Genomic DNA, 14,653 nt, shown 5'->3' with positions numbered 1-14,653 from the left:
CACAAGGAGAATACTATTATGAAACGCATATTCATCATTTTCACGCTCCAATTTGCCCTCTTTGCCAGCGCGTTTGCGCAGCAAGACGCCCTTGTGAGCCAGTACATGTTCAACGGCCTGCTGCTGAATCCGGCGTATGCCGGCAGCAAGGAATATTTCAGCACCACCTTGCTGCACCGCAGTCAGTGGACCGGCTGGAAAGGTGCCCCCTCTACACAGATTTTCACCTTTCACAGCTTGTTGCGTGACAAGGTTTCTGGCGTAGGGCTTACGGTTTCCAACGATCATATCGGGGTGACCAACCGCACTGAAATCAGCGGTCATTATGCCTACCATATCCCGTTAGGTGAAAACGCAAAACTCGCATTCGGTCTCAAAGGTGGTGTCTCGAATTACAAGGCAAAATTGAACGAACTGATTTATTGGGATACCGACGATCAGGTATTCAACCAAGGAGTCATCCGCAATCTCGTTCCCAATGCCGGCGTCGGGGCCTATTTTTATACCAACAAGTTCTATGCTGGGCTTTCCGTCCCGCAGTTGTTGAGCTATGATCCGAGGGAGATGTTTCATATCGGGGAGAACATTGCGACCCTGCCGCATGTGCGCAGGCATTATTACCTCAATGTCGGGTATGTCATCGAATTGAGCCCCTCCGTGGCATTAAAACCCAGTGTTCTGGTGCGGTATGTACATGGCGCACCGATTCAGGCAGACCTGAATATGAACGTGTTGCTGAACAACATGTTCTGGATCGGGGCATCCTGGCGCACTGGCGACTCCTTTGTGGGCATGCTGGAATTCCAGGCCACGAAACGTCTGCGGGTGGGGTATTCCTATGACTACACACTCACCGACATTAGTCGCTATTCCAATGGGTCCCACGAGATTATGCTCGGGTACGACTTTGGCTACAAAGTGCTGAAGATGAAATCACCACGTTATTTCTAATCCGGAGGACAAAACAATGAAATCAAAACTATTTTTAACAATATCGTTGGTTGCAATCCTCAGCGGTTGTACCATGCTCCGCCGGATGCAAGGTGACATTCACTACACCAATCTCTACTACCAAGATGCCATTATCTCCTATTCGAAGGTCTTGGAGAAGAAAAGTGATTATGGCGTAACGCAAAGGTTGGCAGATTGCTATACGCGCACCGGGGACAAGAAGATGGCTGAAATTATGTGGAAAAAGGCTGTTTCCTATCCGCAGCATGCCCATTCAGATTTGTACAATTTGGGACTTGCCTTGATGCAGGTCAAAAAATATGATGATGCAAAGGTGGCTTTTGGCCGCTACCTTCAACTTGCGCCCAACGACCATTTGGCAACGCATCGCATCATCTCTTGCGATAGTGTCACGGCGTTTCAGCAGGACAGTTTTCTTTATGCGGTGTCCAAAGTAGCGGGCCCTCTCAATAACGAAGTGAGCAATTACAGCCCGGCGTGGTATGGGGACGGCGTTGTTTTTACTTCGGAACGTACCTCCGATCCTAAGCCCAAAATTGCCGAATGGACACACCATCCCTACACCGATCTTTATGAGGCAGTGCTGGATGGCGACAGTGTGCGCGTCGCCCCGAAGCAATTGAATGGCACAATTGACGGTTTGTACCATGAAGGCCCTGTGGTATTCACGCAAGATCAAAAAATTGTCTATTTCACTCGAAGCAATTATGTCAAGCGCAAGCGCGGCAAGAGCGATGATTATGTCAACAACCTGAAGCTATTCCAAGCCGAAAACAGGAGCGGAATGTGGATGGATATCACCGAGTTGCCGTTCAATAGCGACGATTTTTCTTGTGGTCACCCGGCATTGAGCAAGGATGAGCAGGAGCTCTATTTCGTCTCCGACCGTCCAGGAGGTTTTGGCGGCACGGATATCTGGAAGGCAAGAAAGACAGCAACCGGATGGGGAAGTCCCGAAAATCTTGGAAAATCGATCAATACTGCTGGAAATGAAATGTTTCCATGGATGGGAGACGGCGAGGTGCTGTATTTCGCATCCGACGGTTGGCCTGGACTTGGGGGATTGGATGTATTCCGATTCTCGATGCAGGCGGCAATGAATCAACCTGAGTCCGGAGGACATACCCCCATCTCCGTTCAAGAGCCCGTGAATATGAAATATCCATTGAATTCGCCGCGCGATGACTTTGGATATATTGCGGATGCAGAAAATAAGACAGGCTATTTTTCCAGCAACCGCAACCGCATCGAAGGAATTGACGATATTTTCTACTTTGCCACAGTCCCCGTCGTCCTTCAATTGGAGGGAGATGTCGTCACAGTCAAAGGGCAGCGCCCGGTCAGGGATGCCCTTGTCGAATTGCGCTTCAAGTCCGGACAGGCCATCATTGCGGTCAAAACCGACGGAAACGGCCATTTTTCCTTCCCGCTCGAGCAGTCGATGGGGTACAGCATTCACGCTGCCCGCGAAAACATGTTCGGCAAGAGCGATACGCTCTCCACCTTTGGTCAGCGCCGCTCTCGCACATATTATGTCTTGCTCCAATTGGACAGCCTGGAAATCGGGAAGCCGATTGTGCTCAAAAACATTTATTATGACTTCGACAAATGGGACATCCGCCCCGATGCTGAGCCTGATCTCAACCATCTCATCTCGGTCATGATGGACAATCCCGGAATCTATGTTGAGTTGGGTTCGCATACTGACTGCCGGGGCAGTGATAAATACAACGCGAAGCTCTCACAAAAACGTGCCCAAAGCGCGGTGGACTTCATCGTCGCCCATGGCATCGCCAAGGAACGTATTTATGCCAAAGGTTACGGTGAGAAGGTGCCTGTCAACTCCTGTATCGATGGTGTCAAATGCGAGGAACCTGAACATCAGGAAAACCGCCGCACCGAATTCAAGGTCGTGAAGGTCTTACCGGTGGAAGAATAGGAATTCCTTCCAATGGAAATGCAACTCCGTGAGGCAATTGGTTTTGGCTCACGGAGTTTTTTTTCTGCGAAAGCCATACCGATGCGTTCATTCTCCCGCTGGAATTTTTGCTTGGCCAATCGCCTTTTTACCTTCACAATCCGCTCAGCGATTCAAAAGGACCCTCGCCCATTTGTTATGTAACCCAAGTAGCCCATCCTAAAACGCAGGCTCCCGTACTTTGTACCATGAATCAGAAGCAAGATTGGGTAGCAGCAGCGGGGAACATCCTCAAACGATATGGGTTGATCCTTGTCGGTGTCGCACTCGGCGCTGTCGGCGGGTATCTCTATTACCATTTCGTGGGCTGTGCGAGCGGAAGCTGCGCCATTACCTCAAGCCCGGTCAACAGCACGCTGTATGGCGCGGTGATGGGCGGATTGCTTTTGAACATTTTCAGGACCAAGAATTAAAGAGCAGATTAAACAAGAAGAAAATGGAAAACTTGATCAAAGAGAAAAAGGGAACAGTGGTGGATGTACGTACGCCAGGCGAATTCATGGGTGGCCATGTTGCGGGTTCGATCAACATTCCCCTGCAAGAATTGATGCAGCGGATGGACGAGCTCAAGCAAATCAAGCAACCTTTGATTCTTTGCTGCGCATCCGGAAATAGGAGTGGGCAGGCCCAAGGTTACCTTTCCAGCCAAGGCATCGAATGCTACAATGGTGGTTCATGGCTGAATGTCAACCGCCTGAGCGCCTAAGCCATTCTGCAAAGACAACAACGATGAAAGAAAGAATTTTGACAGGGTGGACGCTTCAACGCTTGGTATTCCTAGGCGTTGGAGCCTACCTGCTCATCTCCGCGGCGATGGCGCAGCAATGGGTGGGGGCGATTTTGGGCGCCTATTTTGCCTCAATGGGCTTGTTTGCATTCGGTTGTGCGGCTGGCGGTTGCGGAACCGGCAACTTTGGCAGCAACAAGCAGCAGGCCGTTGACGTAGACCCCAGCACGATTGAAATTGAATTCGAAGAAATTAAATCAAAATAAGATGGCAGATTCATTCTCAGAAATCATCAAAAGCGACATTCCAACCCTCGTGGACTTCTCAGCCGAATGGTGCGGTCCCTGCAAAATGATGGCCCCGATCCTCAAAGATCTCAAGTCACAGCTCGGCGAACAGGTGCGCATCATCAAAATCGACGTCGACAAAAATCCGCAGGCGGCAAGTGCCTATCAAATTCAAAGCGTGCCTACGCTGATGATCTTCCAAAGCGGGAAAGTCCATTGGCGCGAATCGGGTGTAGTACCTACTGCGAAACTCGCTTCCTTGATTCAGGCTTTGCCGCAGTAAATAAGCCCTGCTTCAAATCGGACATTGGTTGGGGCAATACTGTGCCTTTTGCGCGATTGACCCCAAAATCAAACTGGTGAACCCCTTGGGTGCTTGACCCAAAGCGTTCACCAGTTTCCTTATTCAGTAAACTGAGCGCGTGAATTCGTTACTCTACCACCAAGCGAAACACCTTGCGTTGCCCCTTTTTGGAGGTCACTTCCACCAAATAGGTGCTCGCAGCCAAGTTTCTGATTTCAAAAATCTCTTCTTGGGCCAAGTGGGAAAGGGTTCTTGCGAAGAGTTCCCTACCATAGAGGTCGCGCACAGTGACCGTCAGCGCATGGCCAATCGGCATTTCCGTACGCAATTTGAACTCATCGCGGGTCGGATTCGGATAGATGCTCAAACCCGTCCATTGACCGGTTGGATCTGCCATTCCCACAAACACCAGGGTATCGGCATTTGAAGTTCCCGCGCATCCGTTGGTGTCGGTCACTGACAAAGCATAGGTTCCCGATTGCGCCACCGTAAAGCTGCTATTGGTTGCTCCAGGAATGGCGTTTCCACCCAACAACCATTGATAACTCGACCACGTCTGCGTAGATGTGAGCGTGTTGCCAGATTGGCTGAAGGTCGGCAAAGGCGTTGGCAACGTAGCGATCGTGATGGACCTGGAAACCGTGCATCCGCCGGCATCGGTCACTGTAAGGTTGTAAATGCCAGGGGTAAGACCGGCAACGGATGCTGTTGTCGCGCCGTTGCTCCATTGATAGGTTGGGCTTTGGCAATCGTTGCCACCCGTTGCAACTGCGGTAATCGTACCCGTTCCAGAACCTTCGCAGCTATTGGTGGATGCTGTCGTGACGTTGAAAGGGGGAGGCGTCGTCAGGGTAATCGTGCTCACGATTGTGCCGCCGTTCACGTCTGTGACCGTTACGGTATGCGTACCTGCGCCAAGTCCGGTCGCGGTTGCACCCGATTGCCCGTTGCTCCAAAGGTATGAGTAAGTGGGGCAACCACCCACACCGCTTGCTGTTGCAACGCCATCACTCCCTGCAAAGCAGGAAACGTTGAATCCGCAAGAAGTTGTATCTGCAAGGATCGCTACGGCAACCGGCGACGAAGTGACGGTCACCACTGCCGAACAGGTGCTTGAATTGCCGTTTTGGTCTGACAATGTCAGCACGACGGTGTTTGCACCCAAGTTCCCGCAGTTGAAGGTCGTCGGCGTTACCGCATAATTCAGCGAGGTACAATTGTCAACCGAATTGTTGTCAACTGCCGCAGTGGTCACCGTAGCCGTCCCCGTGCTGTCGAGTGGCAGGATAATGTTCTGACAAATCGCCGTCGGCCCTTCATTGTCCGAGACGGTCACGGTGAAGCTACAGGTCGTAGAGTTGGAGGAGACGTCGGAAACTGCGAAGATATTGGTCGTCGTTCCAACAGGGAATGCACCGCCACTTGGCAATCCGGATACCAAACTCGTCGTCGTTGCAGAGCAATTGTCAATCCCGGTTGGCGCAGTGAAACTCACGTTTGCGGCACACATTCCGGGGCTGTTGGGCACTGCAATGTTGGCTGGGCAGGTGGCAGTCGGTGCTTCGCTGTCATTCACGGTAACTGTAAAGCTGCACGTCGTCGAATTGCCACTGCCGTCTGTGACTCTGAAAATGTTGTTGGTCACACCAATCGGGAATACGGTGCCGCTGTTTTGACCTGAGATGCGCAGCGTCGTGGCACCTGTACAGTTGTCGGTGCCAGTCGGCACGGTATAAGTGACAGTTGCATTGCAGGTGCCGAGCACTGCATTGGCAGTGATATTGGCGGGACAATTGATCACAGGGGCCTCATTGTCATTGACGGTAACGGTGAATGAGCAGGTTGAAGCGTTTCCTGCTCCATCCGTCACTCTGAACGTGTTGAGGACGTTTCCTCTCGGGAACGATGCTCCACTACCGAGTCCAGCGATTTGTGTGGTCGTCGCACCACCACAGTTGTCGATACCCGTAGGGGTCGGGAATGTGACCGTGGCATTGCAAAGGCCTGGATTCACTGTTGTGACAATGTTGGACGGACAATTGATCGTTGGGAACTGATTGTCGACCACGTTGACGGTAAACGAGCAGCTGGCAGTGTTGCCAAATACGTCCGTTGTGGTAAACGTATTCGTGGTGATACCCGCAGGGAATGAGGCACCGCTTGCGAGTCCAGCCGTCTGCACTGTTGTCGGACTTGGGCAGTTATCGGTGCCTACCGGCGTAGTGTAATTGGCAATACCTGCGCATTGACCGGGAATTCCGGTTGCGGTCATATTGGCCGGGCAATTGACCGTTGGGGCCAAGTTGTCCGTGAAAATCAGGACATCATCAAAGGAAGGATTGCACGGAGGATTGGTGACCGTCCAACGCAAGTTGTAGGTAACCCCAGCGGTCAAAGTGAATGGGGATGTCGGGCTGGATGGATTGGCGATGGAGCCTCCGGCACCTGAGACGATGGTCCACAATCCACTGCCCAAGGCCGGCGTATTGGCTGCCAAGGTGGTCGTGGTGGCGCAGAGAATCTGATTCGGACCGGCATTGGCGATGGTTGATGCGCCATTCAAGACGATCAAAACGTCATCGGCCGTTTCCGTGCACGGTGGATTGGCAATTGTCCAGCGCAGTGTGTAGGTATTGCCTTGGATGCCAGAAAACCCGGATGTTGGGCTGCCAGGTGTAGCAATCGATCCTCCAACGCCCGCGACAATCGTCCATGTACCAGATCCTGACGTTGCTGGGTTACCTGCCAAGGTTGCGGAGACACCGCATACATTTTGGTCAGGACCAGCGTTGGCAACCGTTGGGGCACCTGTCAACGTAATCACAACATCGTCGATGGATGTTGGACAGGGCGAATTGGCAATTGTCCAACGCAAGGTATAAGTGGTATTCGCGTTTCCAGTAAATTGAGAGTTCTCATTGGCCGGATTGGTTACATTTCCCCCTGATCCTGCAATGATCGACCAAGTACCGGTTCCGTTGCTTGGTGCGTTTCCTGCCAGGAAAGCGGAGGTTCCGCAAATGGTTTGGTTTGGACCCGCATTGGACACTGTGGTTGCCGGAGTGAAGTAAATCTGCACATCGTCGGTGGATGCTGCGCAGGGTGGATTGGAGATCGTCCATCGCACCACATACAATACACCGGGTGTACCCGAGAATCCTGAAGATGCACTTCCTGGCGTCCCAATGCTGCCGCCAGCGCCGGAGACGATGCTCCAAAGCCCTGTTCCGACTGCCGGTGCATTCGCGGCCAAGGTTGTGGAAGTTGCGCAAAGCACTTGGTCAGGACCAGCATTGGCCGTAGTCGGCGCACCCACAAAAGTGACGAGTACATCATCGGTGGATGAAGCACAAGGCGGATTGGCAACCGTCCAGCGCAAAGTGTAAGTGGTATTGGCTAAACCCGAAAATCCCGAGGATGCGCTTCCAGGGGTGGCAATGGAGCCACCTGCACCGGAGATGATCGACCAAGATCCTGTGCCACTTGCGGGCGAGTTTGCGGCCAATGTCGTGGAGGTACCGCAAAGCGTTTGATTCGGTCCAGCATTAGACGCTGTAGGGTTTTGTGTGACGTTGACCGTCACGGCAGTACGTGGAGATGTGGTGCAAGAAACCCCCGTCCAACTGATCACCACCTGACCATTGCCAGACTGTACACCAGCCGTCGTGGAGCCGGCTGTAACGCCTCCGATGTAAGAAGATCCGCCGCCAGCGTGACCATCCTCCGCCGATCCTCCGCCACCGTAGTAGCCGCCGCCACCGCCGCCAGCGTGACCTGCAGGGTGATTGCCTGCAATTCCACCTTGGCCAAGTGTACCTGTACCGCCATTGTAGCCTCCGACGCCGCCGGCACCGCCACCAACTTGAGACGCTCCTCCACCATTACGAGGATTTACGCCGCTTTCGCTTCCAGTTCCGCCTGTAAGGCCGCCGCCGATGCCACCGGTACCATTGCACGCAGAATATTCCGTTCCGCCGCCTCCGGCGCCTACGATGACCCTATTGGCCAAACCTGTTCCGCCAGCTCTCACGTCAGAGGCGCCGCCACCTGATGAACAAGTCGATGTATTGGAGCAACCTGCGCCGCCACCATTGAAGCCGCCCGCGGAGCCGGGCAAACCGCGTCCGCCGACGTAGACTGTAAGTACTTGTCCGGGTACAACCGCAAGATTTCCTGTTGCAGATCCGCCCAAGCCGCCGATCAGTCCACAACTTGTGCTGTCATTTGTACATGTGCCTCCGCGTGCACCTCTTGCGACAATTGTCACAGAATTCACTCCTGTGGGAACCGTAAACGTCTGGGCACCGCCCGTGAAATTGAATGTTTGGCTTCCGGGACCGACACTAATGCCGTTGGCTTCAGCATAGTAAGTGGTCGTCGAACCAGGCGTAACACCAAAGTTGGCACCGCTCAAACTTGTGCCGATGGGTGCACCACCCGAGGGGACGGTGTACCAACTGATGGAGTTGCCCGTCGAGGTTGCATTGAGATTCGCAGTAGATCCGGTACAAATGGTTGATGGACTGGCCAAAACGCCCGTGGGCGTAGCGCATGGACTTGCTGTGATAATCGGCGTGATGATCACTTGACCATTTCCAGGTTGAAATCCCGCTGTATTGGCCTGTGAGGTTCCACTGTTATAGGATCCACCACCGCCGCCGTGGGTAGGGTCGGTACCGCCGCCGCCGCCGGAATATCCGCCGCCGCCGCCGCCGCCACCGTAGTGGTTGCCGCCACCGCCGCCGCCGCCATATCCTCCTACGCCGCCACAGCCGCCGCCGCCACCGCCGCAAAAGCCAGGACCACCTGTCCAAGTATTGTATCCGAGGCCGCCGTAAGGGCCACCGCCATTGGAATTCCAGCCAGTTCCGCCGCCAGCACAGGGTACGCTTGACCATAGGCCGGCAGGTCCGCCAGCTCCGCCAACGCCGCCAGGATTTCCGTCAGAACTTGCGCCCCCAGCAGTGCCGATTTGGCCAGCTGCTGCGGGGTGTAATGGAGCTGAACTCGTGTAATTGCATTTTCCGCCGCCGCCGCCAGCCGCTACCAAGAGCGAAGGACCGGCACGGAAGACAAAGGTTCCGCCACCGCCACCAGAACTATTCTGGACTTGACCGCCGACTTGCAGCAGACCTTGTTGACCCACCACCACCGATAGAACTTCGCCAGGGGTTGTTGCAAATGTGCCCGTCATACGTGCCCCCAATCCGCCAGCACCACCGAAACTGCCACCGCCTTGTGCGCCGCGCGCATCAATCGTGACGGAAGTCGCTCCGACAGGAACCGTGTAACTCTGCACAGTGCCGGTGAAATTGAATGTCGTTTGGCCCTTCAATGCAACGACAGACAGTAGTAGGGCCCAAACAAATATGGCGCGACTGCAATAGCGCGCCAATGTCCGTTTGGCATAGGCTTTCCTCAGGTGATAATTCCTCATAATTCTAGAATAGATGAATCTCTAATGCTCTCTTAGTTTCCTTCCGTAAGATAGCATATTCATTTTGAATTTCTTCTAAGGCAAAGCGAAATTCCTAGGCAACAGATTCCAGAGCCAGATGGAAGCACCTGAACCACAATAATGGATCACCGTGGGGTGGGGCAAGTTCGTGACGGTGCAAGCTGTTATTATCCATGATTTGTCGTGTGGAGGCCTTGAAGCAGTATTGAGAATCCGGCATTCTGGAGAAAATGAAAAATGGCGGCAATCATGAGATTGCCGCCATTTTCCCTTGAGCACAGCTCCTTTTACTCCACGACCAATCGGAACACTTTGCGTTGTCCCTTTTTGGAAGTCACCTCGACCAAGTAGGTGCTTGCCGCCAAGTTCTTGATGTCAAATGATTCTTCAAAAGCCAAATGGGTGAGATTTCGTGTGAAAAGTTCCCTGCCATACAAGTCACGAAGGGTCACTGCGAGGGCATGACCAATTGGCATCTCCGTACGCAATTTGAATTCGTCACGCGTAGGGTTGGGATAGACCGTGAGTCCGGTCCATTGTCCCGTCGGATCGGCAATTCCTACAAATGTCAGGGTGTCTGCGCTAGACAACCCTGTACAGCCATTGCTGTCTGTGACTGACAAGGAATAACTTCCGGATTGCGCGGCAGTAAAGCTGCTGCTGGTCGCTCCCGAAATTGCATTTCCTCCGAGTAGCCATTGGTAAGATGTCCATGTCTGCGTCGACGTCAGGGTGTTGCCCGACTGCGTGAAGCTTGGCACAGGTGTCGGCAAAGTAGCAATCGAAATGGATCTTGAAACCGTGCATCCGCCAGCATCTGTTACTGTCAAGTTGTAGATACCCGGGGTAAGCCCAGTTTGCGTTGCAGTTGTTCCACCATTGCTCCATTGGTATGTCGGACTCACACAATCATTGCCGCCTGATGCAATTGCGGTAATGGTGCCGGTTCCCGACCCTTCGCAGCTGTTGGTCGAGGTCGTTGTGACTGCAAAGGGTGGAGGAGTGGTGAGTACGATGGTGCTGACAATCGAAGCACCGTTGATGTCCGTTACCGTCACGGTATGCGTTCCTGCGCCCAATCCCGTTGCCGAAGCACTATTTTGGCCGTTGCTCCAAGCGTAGGTATAACCGGGGCATCCACCCAGGCCACTTGCAGTTGCGACACCATCGCTTCCTGCGAAGCAGGAGACGTTGTATCCACAAGAAGTGGTGTCAGCCACAATCGCAACGGATACCGCCGAGGAAACAACCGTGACGACGGAGGAGCATGAACTGGAGTTTCCATTCAAGTCAGACAGGCTCAGGACGACCGTGTTTGGTCCGAGGTTGCCGCAATTGAATGTCGTAGGAGTCACGGATGCAGAAAGGGAAGTACAGTTGTCAACGGAGTTGTTGTCAACGGCCGTTGTCGTAACGGTCGCGGTACCTGTACTATCCAATTGCAACGTGATGTTTTGGCAAATCGCCGTGGGGCCTTCATTGTCGGAGACCGTGATCGTGAAGCTGCACGTCGTGGAATTGGACGATACATCGGTTGCAGCAAAGGTATTGGTCGTGGTTCCGACAGGGAATGCACCGCCGCTGGGCAAACCGGTAAGCAAACTCATCGTGGTCGCCGAACAATTGTCGACACCGACCGGGGTTGCATAACTTACGTTTGCTGCGCACATGCCTGGACTGTTGGGCACAGAAATGTTGGCAGGACATGTGACTGTAGGAGCCTCACCGTCATTGACCGTTACCGTGAAGCTGCATGTCGTCGAATTGCCAGCGCCATCGGTGACACGGAAGACGTTGCTGGTCACGCCAATGGGGAAGGAGGTGCCGCTGCTTTGTCCGGTGATCCTTACCGTCGTTGAGCCAGTGCAATTGTCTGTGCCGGTTGGCGTTGTGTAGGTGACGATGGCATTGCAGCTTCCCAAGGTTGCGGTGGCCGTCAAATTGGATGGACAAACAATCACAGGGGCCTCGTTGTCATTCACGGTGACCGTAAATGAGCAGGTTGCTGTGTTTCCTGCAGCATCGGTGACACGGAAGGTATTCAAGACGTTTCCTCTCGGGAAGGCTGAGCCGCTGTTCAATCCTGAGGTTTGTGTGGTCGTTGCGCCTGCACAATTGTCGGCGCCGACAGGTGTAGCGAATGTGACCGTGGCATTGCAAAGCCCGGGATTCACCGTTGTGACAATGTTGGAAGGGCAAGTAATGGTCGGAATTTGGTTGTCGGCAATCGTGACAGTAAATGAACAGCTTGCCGAGTTCCCAAAGGCATCCGTAGTCGTAAAGGTATTTGTGGTCGTTCCCGATGGAAACAACGCTCCACTCGCCAACCCAGCCGTTTGGGCCGTCGTTGGGCCTGCGCAGTTGTCTGTGCCGACTGGAGCTGTGTAATTGACTGTACCTGAGCATTGTCCAACATTGCCACTCGCATTGATGTTAGCGGGGCAACTGATGGTCGGGACCAAGTTGTCGGTGAAGATCAATACATCATCCGTGGAAACGGCGCATGGAGGATTGGTAATCGTCCAACGAAGGTTGTACGTGACACCAGCCGTCAAGTTAAACGTCGAAGTCGGGCTGGACGGGTTTACGATGGTGCCGCCAGTTCCCGATACGATGCTCCAAGATCCCGTTCCGACACTTGGCGCGTTGGCGGCAAGGGTGGTGGTCGTGGCGCAAAGCATCTGGTTGGGGCCGGCATTGGCCATTGTCGAAGGTGCCGTAAAAGTAATCACAACATCATCAGCAGTCTCTGTGCAGGGTGGATTCGCAACCGTCCAACGCAGGGTGTATGTGTTGCCCGATACACCAGAAAATCCTGAAGAAGCACTGCCCGGCGTGGTGATCGAACCGCCTGTTCCAGTTACAATTGTCCAAGTACCTGCACCTGACGAAGGTGTATTTCCTGCCAAGCTTGTGGTGGACCCACAAACAATTTGATCTGGACCAGCGTTCGCAATTGTGGGTGCCCCTGTTAAGGTGATCACAACATCGTCAATCGTTGATGGACATGGCGAATTGGCAATCGTCCATCGCAGGGTATAAGTCGTATTTTGATTTCCAGTGAAGGGTGAAGTTTCACTGGTTGGGTTGCTCACGGTGCCTCCAGCGCCCGAAATGATCGACCACGAGCCGGATCCATTGGTAGGCTGATTTGCCGCCAATGTTGTCAAAGTTCCGCAGAGCGTTTGGTTTGGACCTGCATTGGCAGGCGTTGTGCTGGGCGTGAAATAGATTTGGACATCATCTGATGAAACCGCGCAGGGTGGATTGGAAGTGGTCCAGCGCAAGACATACAACACTCCTTGGCTTCCGGAGAAGCTGGAAGTAGCACTCGAAGGTGTTCCAATGGTGCCACCTGCACCCGACACAATGCTCCAAGACCCAGTTCCAACACCGGGCGAATTCGCTGCCAATGTCGTAGAGGTCGCGCACAATACTTGGTCAGGACCAGCATTGGCTGTGGTGGGTGGACCCACCAAGGTGATCAATACATCATCAGTCGTCGAAGGACATGGCGCATTGGCAATGGTCCAACGCAGGGTATAAGTGGTATTTGCACTTCCAGAAAAGGATGAAGTTTCGCTTGCAGCATTTCCAATTGATCCACCTGCACCAGCAATGATCGACCAACTGCCAGTCCCATGGATCGGGACGTTGGCTGCCAGATTGGTCGATGTACCACACAACGTTTGGTTGGGACCGGCGTTGGCCGGGGTCGTTGTCGGTGTGAAGGTGACCGTCATGTCATCGGATGTGGATGCGCATGGTGGATTGGACGTCGTCCACCGCAGCGTATAGGTTACACCCTGTACTCCAGAAAAGCTTGAAGTCGGGCTTGACGCATTTCCCAAGCTTCCGCCTGCACCCGAGACGATGCTCCAAGAACCTGAACCAATTGCAGGGGCATTGGCTGCCAATGTGGTGGATGATGCGCAAAGCACTTGATTGGCTCCAGCGTTTGCAGCAGTTGGGTTTTGTGTTACGGATACGGTTACGGAGGTACGCGAGGAGGTAGCGCAGCCTCCCGATGCCTCGGCATAGTAGGTCGTTGTCGAAGAGGGTGTTACGGTGAAATTGGCTCCGCTAGCTGTCGATCCGAGTGGTGCACCGCCAGAGGGAACCGTATACCATGTGATGGTGTTGCCGGCTGAGGTGGCATTCAGGTTCACGGAGGTTCCTACGCAGACGGTAGAAGGGGTTGCAGTCAGGCTTGAAGGCTGCGCACAGTTGCCAACGGTGATGATGATCACACCGTTTCCTGCGCGTACGCCTTGTGAATGGGCAACGCCCGAAGCACCTGCGAAAGCATAGTTGCTGCCGCCGCCGCCGCCGCCGCCTTCCCAGTTGCCAGTAGCGGAACCGCCGCCGGCTCCGTTGATACCGCCCCCATTGCCACCGGCAATTCCGACGTTCGTTCCAAATTGATTATTGGCAACCACTGCACCGCCAGCACCGCCTGTGCCAGCCGAGCCAGCCCCGCCATTATTGCCCCCGGCAAACCCGAAGGCGCCGCCTGCACCACCGCCACCAGCTGTACCACCGCCGCCGCCGGTTCCATTGTAGGATCCGCCGCCGCCGCCGCCAAACCAGCCGCCGCCGCCGCCGCCGCCGCCACCAGGACCGCAACCAACAATACGTGTGCCGCCGGCACCGCCGCCGCCGCCAGCGACGATCAGAGCGTTCGTACCATTAAATGTATAAGGCGAACGCATGATGCTACTCATACCGCCTCCGCCACCACCAGCAGCCGAACCGCAGTCTGCAACGCCAGCATTGCCGCCGCCGTTAAAACCGCCGCCCGTTCCAGAACTGCCACCACCGCCCACGTTGACTTGAAGCACTTCGCCTCCGACCACGGAAATGGTTGCGGAAACCCGGCCGCCCAAGCCGCCAGAACCCTGCCCCGAAGTATTGAGACGCCCTTGGC

At 54.2% G+C, this 14,653-nt stretch carries 8 protein-coding genes and 6 pseudogenes; 7 read left to right on the top strand and 7 right to left on the bottom strand.

The genetic code is table 11. The features are described from left to right. The first annotated feature begins 18 nt into the window (after window positions 1-18). The 6 genes from IPN95_05430 to trxA all read left to right on the top strand — a co-directional run bounded on the left by IPN95_05430 (window position 19) and on the right by trxA (window position 4,247). The gene (locus tag IPN95_05430; GenBank protein ID MBK9448844.1) at window positions 19-951 is read left to right on the top strand and encodes a type IX secretion system membrane protein PorP/SprF; all 933 of its coding nucleotides are present in this window, start codon (window positions 19-21) and stop codon (window positions 949-951) included. A gap of 46 nt (window positions 952-997) precedes the next feature. Then, window positions 998-2,911, top strand: a complete 1,914-nt coding sequence (locus IPN95_05425; GenBank protein MBK9448843.1) for an OmpA family protein — start codon at window positions 998-1,000, stop codon at window positions 2,909-2,911. A gap of 266 nt (window positions 2,912-3,177) precedes the next feature. Further along, on the top strand, window positions 3,178-3,363 hold the full coding sequence (locus tag IPN95_05420) for a hypothetical protein (protein ID MBK9448842.1): 186 nt from the start codon (window positions 3,178-3,180) through the stop codon (window positions 3,361-3,363). A gap of 23 nt (window positions 3,364-3,386) precedes the next feature. Beyond that, window positions 3,387-3,656: a rhodanese-like domain-containing protein gene (locus tag IPN95_05415; GenBank protein MBK9448841.1), complete on the top strand. Its 270-nt coding sequence runs from the start codon at window positions 3,387-3,389 to the stop codon at window positions 3,654-3,656. A 23-nt stretch (window positions 3,657-3,679) separates the two neighbouring features. Next, window positions 3,680-3,943, top strand: coding sequence for a hypothetical protein (locus IPN95_05410; protein MBK9448840.1), 264 nt, complete (start codon window positions 3,680-3,682; stop codon window positions 3,941-3,943). A 1-nt stretch (window position 3,944) separates the two neighbouring features. Further along, window positions 3,945-4,247, top strand: a complete 303-nt coding sequence (trxA, locus tag IPN95_05405) for a thioredoxin (GenBank protein MBK9448839.1) — start codon at window positions 3,945-3,947, stop codon at window positions 4,245-4,247. Window positions 4,248-4,395: 148 nt separating this feature from the next. On the opposite strand, the gene IPN95_05400 is transcribed toward trxA, so the two are convergent. The 4 genes and pseudogenes from IPN95_05400 to IPN95_05385 all read right to left on the bottom strand — a co-directional run bounded on the left by IPN95_05400 (window position 4,396) and on the right by IPN95_05385 (window position 8,853). Further along, the gene (locus IPN95_05400; GenBank protein MBK9448838.1) at window positions 4,396-4,665 is read right to left on the bottom strand and encodes a T9SS type A sorting domain-containing protein; all 270 of its coding nucleotides are present in this window, start codon (window positions 4,663-4,665) and stop codon (window positions 4,396-4,398) included. Window positions 4,666-5,595: 930 nt separating this feature from the next. Further along, a pseudogene (locus IPN95_05395) lies at window positions 5,596-5,958 on the bottom strand (HYR domain-containing protein). Between the two features lie 129 nt (window positions 5,959-6,087). After that, window positions 6,088-6,450: pseudogene (locus IPN95_05390) on the bottom strand (HYR domain-containing protein). Window positions 6,451-7,944: 1,494 nt separating this feature from the next. Continuing rightward, window positions 7,945-8,853: pseudogene (locus tag IPN95_05385) on the bottom strand (hypothetical protein). A gap of 61 nt (window positions 8,854-8,914) precedes the next feature. Here IPN95_05385 and IPN95_05380 point away from each other — a divergent pair. Then, window positions 8,915-9,106 (top strand): annotated as a pseudogene (locus IPN95_05380) (hypothetical protein). A gap of 907 nt (window positions 9,107-10,013) precedes the next feature. Here IPN95_05380 and IPN95_05375 read toward each other — a convergent pair. The 3 genes and pseudogenes from IPN95_05375 to IPN95_05365 all read right to left on the bottom strand — a co-directional run bounded on the left by IPN95_05375 (window position 10,014) and on the right by IPN95_05365 (window position 13,469). Beyond that, window positions 10,014-11,333, bottom strand: a complete 1,320-nt coding sequence (locus IPN95_05375) for a T9SS type A sorting domain-containing protein (protein MBK9448837.1) — start codon at window positions 11,331-11,333, stop codon at window positions 10,014-10,016. A 126-nt stretch (window positions 11,334-11,459) separates the two neighbouring features. Beyond that, window positions 11,460-11,807 (bottom strand): annotated as a pseudogene (locus IPN95_05370) (HYR domain-containing protein). A 144-nt stretch (window positions 11,808-11,951) separates the two neighbouring features. Continuing rightward, window positions 11,952-13,469 (bottom strand): annotated as a pseudogene (locus tag IPN95_05365) (HYR domain-containing protein). Window positions 13,470-14,653 lie beyond the last annotated feature (1,184 nt).

The sequence above is a fragment of the Bacteroidota bacterium genome (assembly GCA_016718825.1).
Taxonomy (GTDB): Bacteria; Bacteroidota; Bacteroidia; order J057; family JADKCL01; genus JADKCL01.
The sequence above is the reverse complement of the archived record's forward strand: the minus strand, read 5'-3'. Positions and strand labels throughout refer to the sequence as shown.